General features: G+C 64.4%; 14 protein-coding genes. 3 read left to right on the forward strand and 11 right to left on the reverse strand.

The annotated features are described in order from the left end of the window. Window positions 1-184 precede the first annotated feature (184 nt). The 8 genes from QE363_RS12695 to QE363_RS12730 all read right to left on the reverse strand — a co-directional run bounded on the left by QE363_RS12695 (window position 185) and on the right by QE363_RS12730 (window position 13,504). Window positions 185-5,332 carry a hypothetical protein gene (locus tag QE363_RS12695; RefSeq protein WP_309695753.1) on the reverse strand — a complete coding sequence of 1,716 codons (5,148 nt, stop codon included), beginning with the start codon at window positions 5,330-5,332 and terminating at the stop codon, window positions 185-187. A 184-nt stretch (window positions 5,333-5,516) separates the two neighbouring features. Beyond that, window positions 5,517-6,686: an acyltransferase gene (locus QE363_RS12700; protein WP_309695754.1), complete on the reverse strand. Its 1,170-nt coding sequence runs from the start codon at window positions 6,684-6,686 to the stop codon at window positions 5,517-5,519. Between the two features lie 174 nt (window positions 6,687-6,860). Then, the gene (locus QE363_RS12705) at window positions 6,861-7,976 is read right to left on the reverse strand and encodes a glycosyltransferase (RefSeq protein WP_309695756.1); all 1,116 of its coding nucleotides are present in this window, start codon (window positions 7,974-7,976) and stop codon (window positions 6,861-6,863) included. An 8-nt stretch (window positions 7,977-7,984) separates the two neighbouring features. After that, on the reverse strand, window positions 7,985-8,653 hold the full coding sequence (locus QE363_RS12710) for a hypothetical protein (RefSeq protein WP_307099059.1): 669 nt from the start codon (window positions 8,651-8,653) through the stop codon (window positions 7,985-7,987). Further along, window positions 8,650-10,020 (reverse strand): GNVR domain-containing protein, encoded by a 1,371-nt coding sequence (locus tag QE363_RS12715; protein ID WP_309695758.1) that lies wholly within the window; start codon window positions 10,018-10,020, stop codon window positions 8,650-8,652. Before QE363_RS12715 ends, QE363_RS12710 begins: the two co-directional genes overlap by 4 nt. Then, complete coding sequence (locus QE363_RS12720) at window positions 10,017-11,384, reverse strand: ATP-binding protein (RefSeq protein ID WP_309695759.1); 1,368 nt, start codon at window positions 11,382-11,384, stop codon at window positions 10,017-10,019. The genes QE363_RS12715 and QE363_RS12720 overlap by 4 nt, the downstream gene beginning before the upstream one ends. A 44-nt stretch (window positions 11,385-11,428) precedes the next feature. Beyond that, window positions 11,429-12,259 carry a polysaccharide biosynthesis/export family protein gene (locus QE363_RS12725; RefSeq protein ID WP_309695761.1) on the reverse strand — a complete coding sequence of 277 codons (831 nt, stop codon included), beginning with the start codon at window positions 12,257-12,259 and terminating at the stop codon, window positions 11,429-11,431. A 51-nt stretch (window positions 12,260-12,310) separates the two neighbouring features. After that, window positions 12,311-13,504 (reverse strand): hypothetical protein, encoded by a 1,194-nt coding sequence (locus QE363_RS12730; RefSeq protein WP_309695763.1) that lies wholly within the window; start codon window positions 13,502-13,504, stop codon window positions 12,311-12,313. Between the two features lie 401 nt (window positions 13,505-13,905). Between QE363_RS12730 and QE363_RS12735 the strand changes: the two genes are divergently transcribed. After that, entirely contained in the window at window positions 13,906-15,291 is a 1,386-nt protein-coding gene (locus tag QE363_RS12735) for a hypothetical protein (protein WP_309695765.1), read from the forward strand. A 25-nt stretch (window positions 15,292-15,316) separates the two neighbouring features. On the opposite strand, the gene QE363_RS12740 is transcribed toward QE363_RS12735, so the two are convergent. Then, entirely contained in the window at window positions 15,317-16,537 is a 1,221-nt protein-coding gene (locus tag QE363_RS12740; protein ID WP_309695767.1) for a glycosyltransferase family 4 protein, read from the reverse strand. 40 nt (window positions 16,538-16,577) lie between these two features. Further along, window positions 16,578-17,111 carry a serine acetyltransferase gene (locus QE363_RS12745; RefSeq protein WP_309695769.1) on the reverse strand — a complete coding sequence of 178 codons (534 nt, stop codon included), beginning with the start codon at window positions 17,109-17,111 and terminating at the stop codon, window positions 16,578-16,580. A 246-nt stretch (window positions 17,112-17,357) separates the two neighbouring features. Between QE363_RS12745 and QE363_RS12750 the strand changes: the two genes are divergently transcribed. Next, window positions 17,358-17,621, forward strand: a complete 264-nt coding sequence (locus tag QE363_RS12750) for a hypothetical protein (protein ID WP_307099073.1) — start codon at window positions 17,358-17,360, stop codon at window positions 17,619-17,621. A gap of 3 nt (window positions 17,622-17,624) precedes the next feature. Further along, window positions 17,625-18,986 carry a GDSL-type esterase/lipase family protein gene (locus tag QE363_RS12755; protein WP_309695771.1) on the forward strand — a complete coding sequence of 454 codons (1,362 nt, stop codon included), beginning with the start codon at window positions 17,625-17,627 and terminating at the stop codon, window positions 18,984-18,986. Here QE363_RS12755 and QE363_RS12760 read toward each other — a convergent pair. Next, window positions 18,983-20,056 carry a glycosyltransferase family 1 protein gene (locus QE363_RS12760; protein WP_309695773.1) on the reverse strand — a complete coding sequence of 358 codons (1,074 nt, stop codon included), beginning with the start codon at window positions 20,054-20,056 and terminating at the stop codon, window positions 18,983-18,985. The two genes, QE363_RS12755 and QE363_RS12760, sit on opposite strands and share 4 nt — an antisense overlap.

Raw genomic sequence — 20,056 nt, forward strand, 5'->3', positions numbered from 1 at the left:
CTTCCGACGGTCGGATCGTGGCGGCCTGCACCCCGTTCGGCACCACCATCCGATGCGACCGCAATAGCGTGAAATCCCTACATTTTCGTTGTCACGACAGCGCTTGGTCGATGGGCCGAACAAAAATAAGGCCCGGACGACGGAACTTCGTCGTCCGGGCCTCGTTCTGGCCGCCCAGTCGCGATCAGCCGAACTGGAACAGCCCCGATGCCGCCTGATTCGTGTTCAGCTTGTCCGGCGTGACACCGACCAGCGTGACCGATTCCCCTCCGGCATATCGGAGCAGCGTATTGCCGCCCTCCAGCGAGATCATCGGCTGATAACCCGACTTGGCAAAGGCGCTGAGGTCGAGCAGGTCATGGCCCGCGCCGAAGTCGCGGATCGTGGCACTGGCCCCCAGCGTGACCAGGAACCGATCGCTACCGCTGCCGCCCGTCAGCACCATGTCCCGCCGGTCGGCGAGCAGGATATCGTCGGTTGCGCCGCCGCTGATCCAGCCCTTCGAGTCCGAAACCATCACGCCGAAACCGGGCTGGGCCGCGACCCTGGTCGTATCGTGACCGCTGGCCGAGAAGGTCTCGGTCGTCGCGCTGCCGCCCGCCGGCTGGGTCACGCGGCGGACCAGAACGCCGCCCGTATAGGTCGACACGACGCTCGTCCCATCGGCCAGCTTCGCGGTGGCCGACAACGGCGTGCCGGTGGCGGCATCGAGCTGAGTCTCGATCCGGTCGCCATTGGTGCGGACCTGCAACTGGGTCGTCGCTCGCCCCTGCGCATCGCGGTACAGCTCGGTCCGGCCATCGGCGCCCGTCTGGCTGGTGAAGGACAGGGTGCCGTCGCTGCGATAGCGAGACATTGCCGTCACATTGCCCTTTGCATCGACCATCTGGTGCTGCTCCGCATAGGGCTGTCCCGATGCATTATATTGGACATTCTCCCCTGTACCGTCGGCATGGGTCACATATTTCGACGTCAACGTGCCGCCCGCATCATATTTCAACGTGGTCCACTCGCCCACCTTCGTCTTCGTCACATCGGAAACGAGGGTGCCGCTTGCGTTATACTCGCGGAGCCGCTTGGCCCCGTCACTTCCCGTGAACTCGATGCGGCTGACCTTGCCGCCCGCATAGCTGGTCGCGGTCACTCCCTCGGTCTGCTCGACCACCAGATTGAGCAGAGCGCCGCTAGCCGCGTCGTAGTTGCGGGTTTCTCGCGCCCCCGATGCCGAGACCGAGACATCGGCTGTCTTGCGCCCTTTGCCGTCATAATAGGCCAGGTCGCTACCGCCGTCCGCCCGGCGCTGTTCGGTATAGCGCAGGGATCCATCGGCCCCGGTGCGGGTGACAGCCAGGATCTTGCCGCTCTTGTCCAGCTTCTGGACTTGGGTCGTATAGTTCTGGCCCGTGACGTTATAGGCGGTGTTCTCCGACGATCCATCCGCCTGCTCGACAAAGAGCATGGTCGGTTTACCCGTGGCGGGGTCGATCATGGTCGTGCGCCAGACGCCAGCGGCATCGCGATTCTGCGACAGAATCTTCGACCCGGCGCTGTTCAGCGTATCCGCCGACCAGGAGCCATCGGCGTTGAAGGTTTCCAGCTTGATGTTGCCCGTGGCCAGCTGGCTGCGGCGGCTGGCCAGATTGCCTTGGTCATACTGGCTGACAATCACGTCACCGGACGCAGGGCGTTCCAGCTGACGCTTCAACTGGCCACTTGCGGCGTCGTAATCCTTCACGATCTCCCCGCCATCAGTACCGATCAGGATGTCTTGGGTCAGGCGGCCGGTCGAGTCGAAGGTGATCAGCTGGCGCTTGCCATCGTCCAGTCGCCGATCGACATAGGCCAAGCTACCATCGGCATTGCGCCGGTCGAGCCCGATCACCTTACCCTGCGCGTCGACCGCCTGATGCTCGCTGACATAGCTCTGGCCAGTGATGCCATAGCTATAGTTGTCCCCCGTCCCGTCGACGCGTTTCACATAGCGGCGGGTCACAGTGCCGCTGGCATCGTAGAGCGTCGTCGTCCAAGTGTTCGCGCTGTCGACCATCTGGTCGCTGACCTTCACACCCTTGGCATCATATTTCGTCGCGGTGCGCGATCCATCGGTGGCAATCGTCAGCATGGAAGTGATGATACCGGCCGACAGGGTGGCAGTCGTCGAGCCGCCTGCCGCAGGCTTGATCACCCGCTGGGTCAGCGAACCGTCGCTGGCATAGCTCAGGATCGTCTGGCCGCCATCGATGGAGGTCATCGTCTCGACCTGCTTGGCGCCGTTACTGTCATAGACGGTCGCGACCAGACCATTGGCATCGCGCCGCTCGCTATAGACCGCGCTGCCATCGGCGCGGGTCCGGGTCAGCGCGATCAGCTTGCCCGCCGTATCGGTTACTTGGACCTCAGCCGTCCAGCCCTTGCCGGTGATGCCGTATAGGCGCGTCTCTCCGCTGCCATTCGCGTTGGAGAGATAGACCGCCGTCACCGCACCGCTGGCCGCGTCATAGGTCGTCGTCGTCTTATTGCCCGCCGCATCGGTCGCGGTCTGCGACTTGCGCGCGCCATTGGCATCATATGTCTCGATGATGTTGGCCGACCCCGGCTGTGACGTACCCGCTGGCTGGGCATCGGTGCTGGCGGCCGGCTTGTTGACTTGCACCAGCTCCGACAGCTGGGTGTTCGAGGCGGTGCTGGTCGGCGTGAAGGCCTTGCTAGTCCGCGTGCCGTCCGCCGCGATTGTCGTGACGTTGGTCAGCTGTCCGGCGGCGTTATAGGTGCTGAGCGTGCGGGTGCCGTCACTGCTCGTGACATCGGTGAAGTCATAGCTGCCATCGGCATGAGTGCGGACGAGCGAGACGACTTTGCCTGCCTTCGACACGGTCTGCGCTTCGGTCACATAGCTCTGGCCGGTAATGCCAAAGCTGGTATTGGCGCTGCTACCGTCCGGATAGGAAATATAGATCTTGGTCGGCTTGCCCGTGACCGCGTCGTAGAGGCGAGTGGTAAAGGTCTTGTCGACCGCCACCTCGACGCGGCGGACGAGCATGCCGCCCGAGAAGCTGTCGGTCTGGCGGCTGCCATCGGCGCGGGCCAGCGTCCGTTCAGTCGTCGTGCCCGACACATAGGTCGTGGTGGTCGTACCCGCGCTCGTCTGTTCGATACGGCTCGCAATATCGCCGGTGGCGGTGTTGAAGTTCAGGGTCGTGCGATTGCCCTGCGCGGTGACGGTTACTTCCTGCTGCTTCACGCCCTTGCCATCGAAGGTCGTGACGATGTTGCTGCCGTCGCTGGTGAAGCGCTCGGTGTTCACATAGCTGCCGTCCGCGCGGGTCCGCTCGACCAACGTGATCTTGCCGTTCGTCGCCTTCACCTGCCGAACGGTGGTCCAGGCCTGGCCGGCGATGCCGTATGCGATGTTCTCGCCCGAGCCGTCCGGCCGATCGACGAACACACGCGTGACCTTGCCCGCGCTATCAAAGTTGGTGGTCGTCCAGACACCCGCTGTGTCGACACGGACCATCGTGGTCTGCTTGCCGGTCGAGTCGTAGGTGTCGATCTCCCGGCTCTTGTCCGCATTGTTGGTCGTACGGTTGACCAGCACGCCATCCTTATATTGGGACAGGATGGTCGCCTTCCGACTTTCCTCGGCCTTGTCGGTCGGATTGCCCGTCGTCGTATCATAGTTGATCGTGGTGCGCAGACCGCCGGGCGCAGTCGTCACCGAATGGGCCAGCTTGCCCGCCTTGAACACCTGATCGGTGACCGTGCCGTCAGCATATTCCGCATGGGTGTTGTTCAACACACCCCCGACATAGCCATAGTCGATCGTCGACATGGCCTTGCCACTGGCATCGAAACGGCGCTCCTCCTTCCAATTGTCACCGGTCTCGGTAACGAGGAAGGAATAGCTGCCCTTGATCTTCGACAGGACCGAGCCGTAATTCGCCACCATATACTGCATCGTCGCGTTCGAGGCGACGTTGAGCACCGTCGACCCGGTCAGCGTGATGCTGTTCAGTCCGGTAGACACCGCGAGCTTGTCGATCTGCGCCACCAGCGCGTCGGCCGACAGGGTCAGATCGGGCGTAACGCTGGGCTTCACCTCCGTATAGGCGCCCTTGGCCCCGACCTCGACGATCAGCGGCCGGTCGCCCATGGCGACGGTGATCGAGCTGACATTGGTATAGGTTGCGATCGGCGTCGTGCCGTTCAGCGGATCATAGACATAAACGGTCTTCTGGACCCCGCCCAGATCGATCGTCATGGACCGCGGCGCGGTCGTCGTCTCGCTCTGGGTGGCGCTGTCCCACATCTTGACGTCACGCCACAGCAACAGGTCATAAGCGCCATTGCCCTTGGTCAGCGCCAGCGAATGCCCGTCGGTCGGCATGCCATTCAGCTTGTACGCGCTCGCGGCGCTGGCCGCGGTGCCGGTTCCTGCATCCGTGTAGGACAGGATGCTGGTCAGATTATGGAGGGCAACCGCCGACTGCTTGGGCGTACCGTCCGTCTTGAACAAGCCGAAGCTGAATTCGCGCGCCGGACCGCTTGGATCGAGGCTGCTGTCAAAAAGTTCGTAAAGAAATGTCTTGCTCGAGCCGTTCTCAAACGCATGCAGAACCGCATTCAACGTCAGCTTGGCCTGCGCACTCTCGTTGACACCCAGTCCGGTGTCGCTGGCAAGGGTCGTATAGCCGGTTTCCGTGACGACGATCGGATCGCCCTTGGCCGCCCCCGCCGCACGCGCCATGGACTCTTCCATGACCTTGTCCGACTGCCACCCCGTCGCGGTATAGGCGTGCGCGTTCCCATAGTCGGAATAGGCACCAAGGTCGCCGATCGCGGCGTAGGCCGACGTACTCTCCAGGCCGACCGACAGGTTGATGACCGAGATATTGGCCAGCGCGGTATCGCCCTTCACCGCGCCGTACAGCGCCTTTTGATAAGCCGCCGCCGCCTTCAGGTCGCTGCTGCCCTTGTAGGTGAAAGACTGGATATTGACCTCATTCAGCCCCTCGATCGCGACGATGCTGCCGGCATATCTGTTCTGAAATGCCTTGAGACCGGCGATGTAGCTTGTCAGGCCGGCATCACCCTTGGCGGGCATGTCGGATGAGACCACGAAATCGAACTTGATACCTGCCGCCGCCATGGCACCAACGGCCGCGCCGCTCGTTCCCTGATCCGAAAAGCGATCGCGGACGGTGTTGATACCCAGATAGTTAAGCGCGCTGATGACCATGCTCGAATTGGCATAGGCACCATTGGCATTACCAGCATGGGCGTTCACGCCCAGCGTCGACAAAAAGGCGGAGACGGAAAGGGTTTGAGCGGCCACGGGCTGTAGGACTCCGATAAGGATCGAGCCCCATTGTTAGAAATACGCCGGTGGCCGAATCTCTAATCGGCATACTTAAAGTAACTTTAAGTATCCTGAACGATGAGAATTTTCGTTACGCTCTCGATACAGGCAACATTCAAACAAATGATTAACGGCAGCGAAAGGCTGATCCGGAAACGCTTCAGGCCTGACGGGGCTCGGCACCGACGATGGCAGGGCCCTTGCCCCTGCCCCCAGCGAGCCGATTGAAATAGCGCCGCCCAGGGACCTCGATCCAGCGATAGGTCATCACAGCGCACACCAAAAGAACGGCAAGATACCCCAATGCCACCAGATCCATGAGCCAATGGGGCCCAAAATCCATCACGTCGATGCCATTCACTCGCTCAATCAACGCTATGCCTAGCTTGCCTTGGAGAACCCGAACAGCAACAAACATCAGCGAAAAGATGATGAAGTGGCAAAGGTAGATCGAGTAGGACAGTTCGCCGAGCCGTAGCATTACTCGATTGCGCAATCCCCGCGCTACTGCTCCGCCCTCATAAGCGAACAGCAGGATAATGACGCTGAATGCCAGGATATCAAATGATATGAAGCGAGGCTTAAACCAGAACAACAGGACCATCATCACGGTCGCCAGCAGTTCTGGCCAAGTACCCTGCAAGGCTGGTCGATTGTAAAGGCGCAGATAAAGCTCGTAGGTGAGATTGCCTGCAAAAAAGCCAAAGACGCACTGGGCCATACCCATACCCGACGCAATGTTGAGCGTTGGGTAACTCACTTCCAGATATAGCAAAAAAAGCCCCGAAAGAATGAAGGCGATGACACAGCCCAGGATGCGGTGGCGTGCGCCCGCAGCGCTATAGACAGCGAGAAAGACAAGATAAGTGTAGAACTCCGTGCTGATCGACCAGCTTGCAGCATTCCAGCTTAGGTCAGGAAACGGAATGACGGCCTGAAGCAGGAACAGGTTCGCAATCAGCGACGGAACACTATTGGTATTCTGAAAGGGCCCCTCGGATCCGGAAAAGCCATGTTGAACGGCAATCAACTTGGCGAATTCCAACCCCACCAGCACCATCAAGGTCACAAAGTGAAGCGGATACAGCCGCCCAAAACGCCGCACCATGAAACGGATGCCAGCCCCCCGCTCATCCAGCTTTGCACGATAGGCATGAGTAATTACAAAACCGCTCAAAACGAAGAAGAACGGGACTGCTAGATTGCCGTGCCGCACGAGGGGGACGATATAAAAATTGCCCGCAGCCTGGAAGTGGAAGAGCGCGACGAGCAGCGCGGCGATGCCACGCCACGAATCCAGGGCGTCAAACCTGACCTGCCGTTCCGTCATTTAAATTGGATTCCCATTGGTTCCGGATGCGGAACATCGTCGCTCATTCAAAGCATGAACCGTCTAAGGAATTTCTCAATGCCGAATGGCGAAAATCTGTCCCAAAGCGATGCTTTGCATATCTTTTTTGAACAAAACCGCCAAAAATATCCGCACCATAGCAAGGAACAAATCTCAATGCGCGACTAACTCATGATAAACGTCGTCCACTTGTCGCACCATCCGATCTGCAGAATACTCGGTCAGAAAGCGCTGACGACCAATTTCCCCGAAGCGTCCGAGCCACTCGCGGTCAAGCCGGGCGAGAGCTTCGCGCAGGGCCACGACATCCCCCGCCGGAAAGCTGACACCGTAGCGGCCATGATCCAGAATGTCGTTCAGTCCGCCCGCATCGGATGCGATCACCGGGCGGCCGAGCCGCATCGCCTCGATTGCAACCAGGCCAAAACCTTCCCAGCGTGACGGCACGATCACCGCGTCCGCAGCCTTCATTTCGGCCGAGACCCCGTCCCGATCGCGCCACCCGACGAAATCCACGAAATCCAGCGGCGCTCCGAAATCGGTGCCACCGCCGACCACCGGCCGCCCAACCACGCGAACGCTATACTTCCCGCCCAGCGGACGGATCGCATCGATCAAGAGATCCAGGCCCTTCTGCCGATCGAACCGCCCAACGAACAGCAATTTGATGCGCGAATCATTCCAAGGCACTGCGGGAACGGGCGGCGGATCGGTGGCGATCGCGTTGGGAATCGTCACCAGCTTGGCCGCCGCCATGCCGACCTCTTCAGCCGATTCGCGTTCGTGCTCGGAAATCAGGAGAATCCGGTCGGCACGCAAAGCCAAAAGCCGTTCGACCAGGATGATGCAGCGCCGGACCAGCGGCTTGACCTGCATGTTGAAGGCCCAGCCATGCGGGCAAAAGGCAATGCGGGGCCGACCGAAGATCGGCAGAAGCCGCGTGCAGACACCAGCCCCGAAGGAGTGGGCATGGACGATGTCGGGCCGGAAGCGCCTCAGGCATGCCAGATAGGCGAACAGCAATATCGCCATCCCCGCCAACCGATTGGGTCGATTGAAATAGGCGAAGGCAATACCGCTGTCGCGCAATCGGGGCTCGACATCGTCACGATGCTGGCGCGGGATCAACAGCATCAATTGCCCCGGCCCGTAACGCTCCGCCTGGGGTGGCAGCAGTTCAGCCAGGTAACTACCCGTGCCCCCCACGATGCTGTCGCAAACGTGCAGCACCCGGGGTGCCGCACGCGCAGGACCGTGCTCCGACGCCATGGCGTGGCTCAAACCAGGACCGTACCGACGATCGGCACGCGGTGCTGGTCCAGAACGTCGATCAGCGCACGAGTCGGCCGGACTTGCGTCACGTTCTTGCGCGCGACGATCACCGCCGCGTCGAAGCCATGCAGCGCGTTGGCGATGCTGGCGGCGCTATGCGCCTCGTTCAGCGCGATCGCGACGATGACCTGATCGACTCGCGCATTCCATTCGTCGCGCTGCTCGATCAGCGGGCGACGCTCGACCGGGTCGGCCACACCGCCCTCGCCGCGCCCCGTCCCGATCACCGTCAACCCGACCAGCGGCGTCGACTGGACCACCGGCGAATCCGAACAGCCGAACAGCTCGGCGACGCGCGGATGCGCATGGTTGGTGTCGACCACCAGCGTCGACGATCCCATATGCGTCGTCACCACCGCCAGATTGGCGGCCATCACCGCCAGCGCCTCGTTGCAATCGAGACCGATCAGCGCGCAGTAACGGGTGTCGCGCGACACGTCTTCGTAACGCTGGACGATCGAGCTGCGGATGCTGCGGATCGCGACGACATAGGGGTCGTCCATCGTGAAGGCCGCGACCAGCAGGGGATCGATCCCCTGCCCTGTCGCCCGCCCCTGCAGCGCCTCAGCCTCGGCATAGGACTGCGCGGAATTCGCGCTCGAACGGAGCCTCACGCCATTACCTCCCGGTTTGCGGCCCAGCCGCTATTTTGCGTCGACCGCAAGTCGGTCATATCCGCCAGCACGTCCAGATCGAGCGACTGCGACGTGCCCCCCGGCGTGCGCAGCCGCGGCCGGAGCATTTCGGTTCCCAAGGCGGCAGCCAATCCGGCACCGGCTCCAAGAACGATCGCCGCGACCAGCCACAGTACCAGATTGGGCTTGGACGGCAGGAGCGGCGGTTCGGCCGGATCGAGGCTGCTGGCATTGGCGCGGGAAATTTCGCTCTGCAACGTCGCCTCGTTAAAACGCTGGCGGACCGTGTCATAGGTCTGACGCGCGGCATCCACATCCCGCTGGAGCACGTTCAAATCGTCCTGCACGCTGGACAGCGCAACCATGCGGGCCTGTTGCTGCGCGAGATCGGCACGCAGGCTTGCCTCACGCTGCGCGGCGGCGGAACTGGCCGCGGTCAGCGCCTGGGCCTGCACCGATCGTGCGCTACCCAACTGGCTGCGCAACGCATTCAACTGCGCATTGGCGGCGACCATGTCCGGATGGTTGGGCCCCAGTGTCTTGGACAACTCGGCCACGCGACCGGCCTGAATGCCGATCTCCTTCTGCAGGTCCTGTACGATGGTCGACTGAGCGACCTCCGGCTGTGCGGCCGAACCCGATTTGGAACGGGCGGCAGCAGCCGCAGCCTGCGCGGCGACCAATTCGGTCGACAAGCTGCGCGCCTTTTCCGCCTCGAGGTCCATGCGGTTCACACCCACGATGCCGTGCTGGCGCTGGAAGTCCGACAGCTTACGCTGCGCCTCTTCCAACCGACCACGCACCTCCGCCGTACGGGCATTATACCATTTGGCATTTTCGCGTGCAGCGACGCTGCGCAACGTGACCTGCTTGTTCAGAAACACGTCGGTGATTGCGTTCAGCGTGTTTGCAGCTTCCTGCGGCGAGGGCGCGGTGTAGCTCAGCTGAATGACATTGCTGCCCTTGTCGGCGTCCACTTTAAGATTGCGACGGAGAATATTGACCGCGCGCTGCATCCGGCTTTCGCTCGTTCCTTCACTCGACTTCGTGAGTGCCGATGGCGGCGCACGACGTGCGACTTCTTCGAGCACCGCGCCGCTACGGATGATGTCGAGCTGCGTGCCGATGACCGTGTCGATCACCGACGAACTTGTTTCGGCCGTCTGGCGCCCCTCGGATGTCGGATCCCGCTGGGCCAGATCGATCAGAATCGAAGAACCGGCTGTGTAGGCCCGCGGTTGCAAGAAGCCGAGTACCGCAACCACCGCGAATACCAAAGCACCCACAACGATCGCGAGACGTCCACGGTGGCGTATCGCTACTATGAGATCGGAAAAACTGGTCATGCCATGGGCCCTCCCTGCTCCAGGAACGCTCGCAGGTCGGAGCGCAGGCCCTGGTCGGCCGGTTGCGGATCAATCCTGCCGCTGTGCAGCAGGAGGTAGAATTGCGGCGCGAGCGCGTCGTCGAACAGATATTGGCCGTCGATCGCGCTGGGCCGCAAGATGGGACGGAGCATGTCGAACGCGGCCTGGACGACCGCCGGGTCAAGCGAGCCGTCGCCGATCGCCAGCGCGCTGATCTCAGCCTGGTCGACCCGCGTGCGCATCGCCGCCGCATAGGCGATCAGCGCGATCACGAAGCGGTGCCCGGTCGGCAGCTGGGCGCATCGCACCAGCAGGTCCGCCGTCGTGGCGCTGAGCATTCGCCAGTCCGCAAAGGCCTTGCCGAACCCGATGCGCACGATCTCGCGATCGATCCGGCTCACGCCCGCCTTCTCGGCGGCCAGCGCGCAGTTCAGGCCGAAAAGCCGCAGGTGATAGGGCGAGCCATAGGCCGCCGACGCGACCTCGCTCGCCGCGCCGTCCTCGACCGTCAACCCCGCCTGCGTGCAGCAGCGCACGAACAGGTCCTTGAGCGACTCCGCGCCGATCCCGCCGACCGGCACCGACACCATGTGGCGGCGCAGCGAGGGATGGCCCTGGATCAGATCCTCGACATTGGCGGCGATGCCGACCGTCACGACCCGCGTCGTGGCGCGCATATCGGTCAGCAGCTTCATCAGCGCCGCGACCTCGGACTTGGTCGCGGCGGACTCCACGCGATCGAATTCGTCGAGCACCAGGATGACCGGCCGACGCACCCGCTCCGCCAGGATGCTGGCCAGCGCGCGCGCGTCGAACGGCGCATCGAGCAGCGGCGCGATGTCGCCGCGCCGCAATCCGCCGCCGGGAATGGTCGCCAATTCGGTGAGATAGGGTCGATACAGCTCGGAGAAGCTCAGGTCACCGCTGGCGAGATTATAGAAGACCACCGCCCCCTTCTCGTCCGCTAGATCGCCGAACACGCGCGACAGCGACGTCTTGCCCGAGCCGCGCGCGCCGAAGACGATGCCGTGCTTGCCATTTTCGATGACCGCCTCGACCAGACGGTTCAGCTCTTCGGAACGCCCCGCCAGCCCGGCGCGGCTTTCGACCGGCATGCCGGTGTCGAACGCGGCATGGATCCGCGCACGCGCTGACCCCGACGGAGCGGGCGCAGGCGCGGCGAAGGCCGGAGCGACCGGCACCGGCGACCGCACCGAGCCGTCGACCGGCACGCGGGCCATCGGCCGCTCACCCGTTACCGGGCGCGGCAAGCCGGTGGCCGCTTCCGCCGTGCCCCCCATCAGCCACGCCTTGATCGCGGCCAGCCATGTCTTGAACCCCATCTACGCCACTCCCAACGCCATTACCGGGTTCCACGGCCCCAGGATCAGAACCATTTTTCCTTGATGACCAGCACGTCCTCGGGCTGGACCACGTCGTCGAGCGTCGCCTTGGGCAGGACCTTGCCGCCGCGGCGCACTTCGATCCGCTTGGTCGAGCCCGCCAGCGTCGGTCCGCCGGCCAGCGCCAGGGCCTGACGGAAGGTCATGCCCGGCTGGACCGGGAAGCCGCCGCCCTTCTCGACCTGGCCATAGACATAGACCTGCTCGGCGACCGGCACGAACAGCGTGTCGCCCGGCTGGACCAGCCGCGCCGCGCCGCCGCTGACATCGGCCAGCGAGATGCGCTCGGGCTGGCCGCCCATCGGGGTCAGGATCACCGTATTGGCCCCGTCCGCGCGCGGGCCGCCCGCACGCGCGACCATCGCCGCCACCGTATAGGGGCGATCGAGCGGATACAGGCCCGCCTGCCCGACCGAGCCGAGCACCGTCGCGCTCTTGCTGGCATAGTTGGTGACTTCGATGTTGATCGACGGACGGCTGAGATAGCCGCCGCGCAGATAGGCCTCGCTAAGCTGCTGGGCGAGTTGCGCGGTGGTCCGCCCAGCCGCCTGGATATTGCCCAGGAACGGCGCGGTGATCGTGCCGTCGGCGCGGATACGGGTCTTGAGCGACATATTGTCCTGCCCGAAGACCTTCATCTCGATCTCGTCGTCCGGACCCAGCACATAGGCGCTGACGGCGGTATCGACCGGGCGCACGCCCGGGGTCGGCAGCGGGGCCGTCCGCACGGGGGCGGGCGCGACACCCTGCTGGGCCGACGCCATGCCCGGCGTCAGCACGACCATGGCCAGCAATAGCTTATGCTTACGGCGCATTTTTCGTCCTCATGCTATTCGCGCGATATCCGGCCGGTCCGGGAGGACCGATCAGAAACGATAGGAAACTCCGGCAACTAGGCGGGTGAAGTGATATTCGTTCACACCCGTATCCGTGTTGCGATTGCTATACTGCCCGTCCAGGTTCAGGTTCAGACGCTCGCCGAGCTGGCGTGTCACGCCCAGCGAGTAGGACTGAAAATCGTCCTTCGCGAAGGGCGAGGCAATGACGAGCGGGTCGCCCCGAAAGTTGCGATGCCCCAATATGGCACCGGCCCGAAAGCGCGTCCGCTCGGCAAAGCGCAGCTCGCTCGCCAGCTGGACATCGGTCTGCACGGCGAAACCGGCCGGGACCAGCGAGTCGTTGACGATCCGGCGCTCCGTCTCGATCGAGAAGGAGGCGGCGGGAACCGGCTTGAGTTCGAGCTTGGCGTCCCAGCCCGGCCCGCGATAGGGCCGCACATTCGCCCCGCGCGACGTCACATCGAGGTAGCTGAGGTCCAGGTCCAGCGTCACACGGCTGACCACCGCGCGGTGGAAGGTCACCCCGACCTGCTCGGCCCGGTTGGTGACGTTGATCGTCGGACGCTCGCTGTTCAAATGGCGATAATAGAGCACCGCCTGACCGATGCTCGGGCGGCTATAGCCGATGCCGCCCAGCAGCGAGACGCTGCGCAGGTCGGCAAAGTCGAAGGCGGTGCTATTCGTCGTCGTCCGGCGGCTGATGTCCGCCACGGGATAGAAGCCGACGGTGCGCGGGCAGCTGACGCGAAGCGACAGATTGCTGACCGTCTGGAAATTGTCGCGCGCCGCGTTGATGTCGCCATAGTCCGATTGCTGCCGCAGGATGCGCGCATCGGGCTGGATCTGGCATACGCCCGCGACCCGGAACGTCCCGCTGCCATGCAGGTCGGCGCGACCCCGGCTTCGATCCGGGTTCAGCGTGAAGAAGCTATAGGCCAGATCGGCATCGACCCGCACGTCGTTCAACCCGACCTGCCGCCAATATACGCCGCGCACGCCCGGCGTCAGGATGAAGTCGTCCACCGACGGCGTCCGCCGCGAATTGGTGCGGAAGATATTGTCGTCATAGGCCGCTTCGGCCGAGGTGGTTAACGACAGGCCGGGATCGGCGACGACCGGCCGCGCGACCGGCAGGACCGGCACCAGGGGAACGCCCAGCCGCTCGTCCTGCGCATGGGCGGCACCGCCGACGCACCATAAGGCGATCGCGGCAAATCCCATGCAGACAGGCCGTGATGGCAGCCGCAAAATGTCACCGCTTTGCAGCATCCTGCTCGTGCCCTCGTTACGTTTACCCAACCAACAACGACCTGCGGTGCCCTTTCCCCTATCACCGGTCAAGCCCGAGCACTGTCCCAAAAGGGGCGGTTTTGTTGCAACGCGGCAAAAATGGGACAGGTCGAAATTATCTCCTCGACAGGGAACCAAATCGATTTTCCCGATAATGGCAAAATCCCGGTGAATCCGGCATTAACCAGTAGACTTAACCACCCTGCATCATGCTCTGCCTACAAGGTGATGAAACCTAGCAAGGCTTTGTCATGCGTGCCCATTTTGCTCTGCTCCTCCTTCCCCTGATGGCCGCGTGCGGCGGCGGGGGCGGTTCCACGTCATCGGGCGCGGTGAGCGTGGTCACGGGCCCGACACCGACGCCGACACCGACCGCCACCCCGACGCCGACCGGCTCCGCCTCGGCGGACGCCACCGCGCTGGCCAGCGATCCGGGCGCTACCGCCATCATCTTCGGTGCCGGGGACCTGTCCGCCCGGTCGACGCCCTATGAGATCGGGGTGGCGACCCATTTCGCCTATGCCAGCAAGTCCGGCTATGACGCGGCCACCACCACCCAGTGGATGAAGGCGGCCAATGTCACCGCGTTTCGCGACGACATCTTCTGGAACGACTTCGCGCCCGACTGGGACGTCAACGGTTCGCACCTGGCGCCCGCGATCAGCGGCTTCCTGAAGCAGACCAGCGCGCGACCGATGTTCATCCTGACCAACGGCAATCCCTTCATCCCCGAAAGCTGGCCCCCGATCAGCGCCGCCGGTCGCGCGGCCTTCGTCGCCTTCGCCAAGCGCGCCGTCGCGGCAACGGCGGGCCGCAATGCGATGTACGAGATCTGGAACGAGTGGAACGTCACCGCCGCGCCCGACAAGCCGATGCTGATGACCGCGGGCGAGGAAGGCGATGTCCGCGCGGCGCGCTATTATGCAGCGCTGGCCAGCGACACCGTCGCCGCGATCAAGGACAGCACGCCCGATACCAAGGTGATCGTCGGCGCGGGCGGCAGCGACCCCAGCTGGGACTGGATCGCCGATGCGGTCGCACGCGGCGCGGCCAAACGGGCGGACGGGGTGTCGGTCCACCTCTACAACCAGTGCGAACGCACCGACCTGCGCACCGCGACGGCGGCGATCGCGCGCCTCTATCAGCTTCAGACCCGTCTGGCATCGGTCACCGGCGGGCAGACGCCGCCCATCTACATCTCCGAATGGGGCTGGCCGGGCGGATCGCTGTCCTGTTCGGTGGCGAGCTCGGTCGTCGCGACCAGCGTGCCGCAATTCCTGCTCCACACCGCCGCCCTGCCCTGGGTCGCGGGAAGCTGGATCTACGAACTGAAGGACTCGGGCACCAACGCCAACGATCTGGAGCATCATTTCGGGCTGTACGACGCGGCGGGCAACGCCAAGCCCGCGCTGTGCGGTTTCAGCGAAGCGGCACAGATCGTCCGCAACGCCACCGCCATGTCGGTGCAACAGGTCGGATCGGGCCTGACCGTGGTTCGCGCGGCGACGCCGCAGGGGCTTCAGGTCATCGCGTGGAGCAGCCTAGCCGGGCGGACCGGCCGCCTGACCGTGGGCGGCACCGCGGCCTATTCCACGCGCACGCTCTGCCAGTCGGCGACGGCGGGGACGGCCGACCGTACCGTCACGGTCGGCGAGATGCCGGTCGTCATCGACGTACCCGGCGTCAGCCGACTGGGGGTCAACGCCCGGCTGCTCTGACCCGCGGCCCCGCGCTCCTGAGCGATCAGGCTGCGCGGGCCGGTTGCGCGGCGATGTGTTCCAGCGCTGCCATGATCTCTCGGCCCAGCCGGTCATAGTCGAAACGGTCGGCCGAGCGGATCGTGCTTTCGCGCAGCGCCGCCATCTTTTCGGGGTGGCGCAGCACATCGGTGATCGCCGCGCGCCACAGCGCCTCGTCGCCCGGCGGCACCAGCATGCCGTTCTCGCCCGGCTGGATCAGCTCGGGCAGGCCGCCCTTGTCGCTGCCCATCACCGGCAGGCCGTTGGCCAGAGCCTGGATCACCACGCCGGGCGAATTCTCCGCCCAGAGCGACGGCGTGATCAACAGGTCGCTGGTCGCCATGATGTCCGACACCTCCTGCTGCGGGACATGGCCCTTCAGCTCCAGCCAGTCGTGATGGCCATATTGCTCGCGCAGGCGCGGTTCCTCGGGGCCCTTGCCCAGCACGGTCAGATGGAAATCGAAATCCTTCGACAACGTGTCGAGGATGCCGAGCAGGAAGTTGATTCCCTTCGTTTCCTCCAGACGCCCGACGAAGAGCAGCCGGGTCCTGGCCTGCGGCGAATGCAGCACCGTCGGGGCCGGATAGCGGTTGGGGTTAAGGATGTGGAACTTCGGGTAATCGTCGATCGGCAACAGCTCGGCCACACGGTCCAGATTGGCCTGAGACGGCGAGATGAAGCCCAGGCGGGGCAGCTGGCGCAGATAGCCCATCTTGACCTTCGCGCTGAACTTGCACGTCCCGCATTGCCCGGCGCATTCGTCGATGCCGCGGAACATCGTCGTGCGGACGCAGGCCAGCGCCAGATCATGCAGCGTGATCGCGGTCGGGATGCCGTGCCGGGCAATGACCTTCAGCCCATTATAGCCCAGCCCCTGGATCCAGTGGATATGGATGAAGTCGGGCTTGAACTCGGCGATCACCCGGTCGAACACCGCCTCGTTGCGGGGATCGAGAATGTCCTGCATGTGCCAGATCGGCTTCTTCCAGCCCGGTTGCTGGTTGGTCGCGGCGACCGGATAGAGGTGCGGCGTGCTGACGCGATAGACCTTGTAGCCGTCCTTGTCCGCGCCCCATTGCTCGTCCGCCGGGGTCGGCGCGGCGGTCAGCACCGCCGCCTCATGCCCGTTGGCGACGAACCAGTCGGTCAGGTTCTGCGCGCACATCTCCGCGCCGCCGATGACGAAAGGGGTATAGAAGGCCGTGATGCTCAGGATGCGCATGGGGTAATCCTCTGGAAAGTCGGCGGGCGAGGCGAAGGCGTCAGCCGCGCGTGATGATCCGGGCGGGAATGCCCACGGCGGTGGCGCGGGCGGGCACATCGGTCAGGACCACCGCGTTCGCGCCGATCACCGCGCCCTCCCCCAGCGTGATCGCACCGACCAGCACCGATCCGGCCGACAGGTAGCTGCCCCGCCCGATCACCGCCTGGCTGGGCGCTTCGGGCCCGCGCGCGCCGATGGTGACGTTCTGAAGGATCGCGACATCCTCGCCGATGGTGCAGACGCCCACCACGATGCCATAGGGGTGCGGGATATAGAGCCCGTCGCCCACCGTCGCACCGATCGCGATCTCCGCGCCGAAGCGGCGACAGGTCCACCACCACCAGACCCGGCGCAGCGGCCGCCCGGCGACCGGAATCCGTACGATCAGATCCTGGATGCGGCGCGCCAGCACGAACTGGAACCCCTGGGTCAGTAGCACCATGCGAACCGCAAAGGCGAATGACGGCCGCGTCTGCTCGAAATGGGCATAGCGGTGAAGGTCGCGGCAGACCGATCGTAGAAATCCGTTCACCTTGATCCTCTTGATGGCATCGACGTGGAGACAACACCGCTGCGTAGCGGGTTGGATCGAAAGGGTATAGCGGTCGCGACCGGGGCAGGCTGTACCATTTTGCGGCGCAGCATGGCGAAGTCGGGCTGAAACGCACCGTCACGGACGAGCCTCGCGAAAATTTCGCTGTCCTACACGAAAAATGGAACATAACTGGAACAACCATGGAGCGGACGATCCCGTCCGCCCCAATGGGAGAGTCTTTGCATGGCCGATCCACGCAGCATCATCGACACGGTGAACAGCCCCTCGCGCGCGCCCTTCCCCGTCACGCCCAGCGATACCCAGCCCCTGCCGCAGATCCCCAAGGGCATTTACGTCGGCATCGGCGGCGACGTGACGCTTCGCGGGATCGATGGCGCGGTCGACGTCACCTATCGCAACCTGCCCGACGCCAGCTACATCGCGGTGCACGCCGCCTATGTCCGCGCCACCGGCACCACCGCCGCCAACCTGATCGCGGAGGCCTGAGCGATGGGATATGCCTCTGGCAGCATCGGGGTCGGCCTGTCGCGGCTGGCCCGACTGAATGTCAGCCCCGACCGGCGGCTGACCAAGCAGCTGACGGCGCTCGGCGACAGCCGGGTGGCGATCATCTATCTCGACTTCGGCCGCCGCAACCGCTGCGCGCGGTCGCCGATCAACTGGGCCAATGCGCTGCTCGGCCATAATATGACGATCGGGGACACGTTCGGCGTCAGCGGCGACCGGACCGACCAGATGCTGGCGCGGCTGCCCGCCGCGATCGCGACCGGCGCGGGGCTGCTCTATGTGCAGGGCGGTATCAACAATATCGGCCAAGTCGCGACGGGATTTACCTATAATCACGCGGTCACCGGCGAGACGGTGACGATCGACACGGTCGCTGCCGTCACGATGCGGGACCTGAGGCTGATCGCCGATACCGCCTACGCCGCCGGAATGACCGTGGTCCTGGAGAATGAGGTCGGCGGATCGAGCCTGACCAGCGGAGAGAAGATCGCGGCGCTGGTCCAGCTGCGTCACCTGATCGCCGACTATGCCGAACGGACGCCCGGCATCCATGTCCATGACGCCTATCCCGTGGTGATGCAGGCCGGGGCGACGACGCCGACCTTTCGCTCGGGCTATTCCTATGACGGCATCCATATGAATGCGCGCGGGGCCTATTGGCACGGCAAGAGCCTGGCGGCGCTGCTCGCGCGGATCGTGCCGCCGCGCCCGGTCCTGTCGAGCGGGGTCATCGACACGCCCGCCAATGGCCGTCGCCAGATTCTGACCAACCATCTGTTCACCACGACGACCGGCGGGACGGCGGGCAATGGGGTGACGGGCGATGCGCCCTCGGGCTGGACCGCCGCGATGAGCAGCGGCGGCGGCTCGGCCACGCTGTCGAACGTCGCCAATCCCGACGGCATCGGCAACGGGGTTCAGGCCGCGATCAGCTTTGGCGGCGCGGGTCATTTCCGGCTGGAGCAGACCTTGCCCGGCACGGTCGGCGGGCAATATCACGCCAGTCTGCGGCCGGGCGACGAACTGGAGGGCTTCGCACTCGTCGAACTGGTCGCCGCTCCCGCCTCGCTCCAGTCGATCACCCTGGAACTGGCGGGGGCCAGCATGGGCTCCAACGGCACGGCCTTCGGGTCGCAGGACATGAGCAATCCGAACGGCGCCAACGATCAGGGGATCAACGACCCCGCGCTGTTGACCCTGCGCACCCGCCCCGCCATCGTCCCGGCGTCGAGCGGCCCCTATCCCTATCTGATCGCGACGCTTCGCGTCTCCGCGCTGGCGGCGGGCAATGCGACGGTGATCGTCCGGCAGATGGGGCTTCGCCGCCGGGTGACGGCGGCCTAGACCGCCTTCAGCGCGCGCAGCAGGGCATCGGCGCTGGCATCCCAGCTGAACTGCCGACTGCGCGCGCTGACTTTGCCAGCCAGATCGGCATGCACGGCATCGTCGCGCAGCATCGTCTGCATCGCCGTCGCGATCGCTTCGACCGACTTTGGATCGCAATAGAGCGCGGCGTCGCCGCACACCTCGCGCACCGGGGGAATGTCGCCCGCGATCACCGGGCGGCCGAACCGCATCGCCTCCAGAGGCGGGATGCCGAACCCTTCGTAAAGGCTGGGAAAGACCAGCGCCCGCGCCGAGCGATAAAGGCTCATGAGCGCCGCATCGCTGATCCGGCCGGGCAGCACGACGCCCTCGGGCGGCTCGTCGCCCAGCCCGTTCTGCGCGAAGGACCGCACCGCCGCGCCGACCAGAACCAGCCGGTCCTCGGGCCGCCGGATCCGCGCGAACGCCTCCAGAGCGCGCGGCAGGTTCTTGTTGGGCGCGAAGGATCCGACGAACAGCAGATAGCGGCCGCGCTCGACGTCGAGCGCGTTCATCACCGTGTCGTCGGGGGCGATCGCGTCGATATGATCGGCGGCATTGGGGATGACCGGGATGGCATCCGCCGGAACCTTGAGCACCGCCGACAATCTGTCGCGAGAGAACATCGAAACCGTCCCAAGATGGGATCGACGGGACAGAAGCCACCCCAAACTCTGGTGAAGCAACCGGTACGGGCGCGAAAAATTGCCCGGCATGTCATAGACAAGCGCGTCGTGAATGACGGTCAGCGACCGACGTGGCAGCACCGGCCCCGAATTGCACAGATTGACCAGCACCCCGTCCCGCGCCGCCCCCGGCAGCGTCGCCTGCTCCCAGAAATGGCCGCCCCGGCTTCCGACGTTTTTTGCCGCAAAACCAGTCCATTGCACAGGCTTTTCAACCCCTGGCGGCAGGAGGAGCGTCCATCGCGCGGGCTCCGCGCCCGAAACGATCCGCGCATGGACGCGGTCCAGCACCATGAAGGCGAAGCGTTCGACCCCGGTCATCGTCCGGCCGAGGAACCGGCCGTTCACGTAGATCTTCGTCAT

Source organism: Sphingomonas sp. SORGH_AS_0870 (assembly GCF_031453175.1).
Lineage (GTDB): Bacteria > Pseudomonadota > Alphaproteobacteria > Sphingomonadales > Sphingomonadaceae > Sphingomonas.

What these genes read in the sequence shown, in the direction of transcription:
- QE363_RS12700 (WP_309695754.1), bottom strand. Translation starts at nt 6,686, where the DNA reads ATGACGGAACGGCAGGTCAGGTTTGACGCCCTGGATTCGTGGCGTGGC.
- QE363_RS12705 (WP_309695756.1), bottom strand. Translation starts at nt 7,976, where the DNA reads ATGGCGTCGGAGCACGGTCCTGCGCGTGCGGCACCCCGGGTGCTGCAC.
- QE363_RS12715 (WP_309695758.1), bottom strand. Translation starts at nt 10,020, where the DNA reads ATGACCAGTTTTTCCGATCTCATAGTAGCGATACGCCACCGTGGACGT.
- QE363_RS12720 (WP_309695759.1), bottom strand. Translation starts at nt 11,384, where the DNA reads ATGGGGTTCAAGACATGGCTGGCCGCGATCAAGGCGTGGCTGATGGGG.
- QE363_RS12725 (WP_309695761.1), bottom strand. Translation starts at nt 12,259, where the DNA reads ATGCGCCGTAAGCATAAGCTATTGCTGGCCATGGTCGTGCTGACGCCG.
- QE363_RS12730 (WP_309695763.1), bottom strand. Translation starts at nt 13,504, where the DNA reads ATGGGATTTGCCGCGATCGCCTTATGGTGCGTCGGCGGTGCCGCCCAT.
- QE363_RS12740 (WP_309695767.1), bottom strand. Translation starts at nt 16,537, where the DNA reads ATGCGCATCCTGAGCATCACGGCCTTCTATACCCCTTTCGTCATCGGC.
- QE363_RS12750 (WP_307099073.1), top strand. Translation starts at nt 17,358, where the DNA reads ATGGCCGATCCACGCAGCATCATCGACACGGTGAACAGCCCCTCGCGC.
- QE363_RS12755 (WP_309695771.1), top strand. Translation starts at nt 17,625, where the DNA reads ATGGGATATGCCTCTGGCAGCATCGGGGTCGGCCTGTCGCGGCTGGCC.
- QE363_RS12760 (WP_309695773.1), bottom strand. Translation starts at nt 20,056, where the DNA reads ATGACGAAGATCTACGTGAACGGCCGGTTCCTCGGCCGGACGATGACC.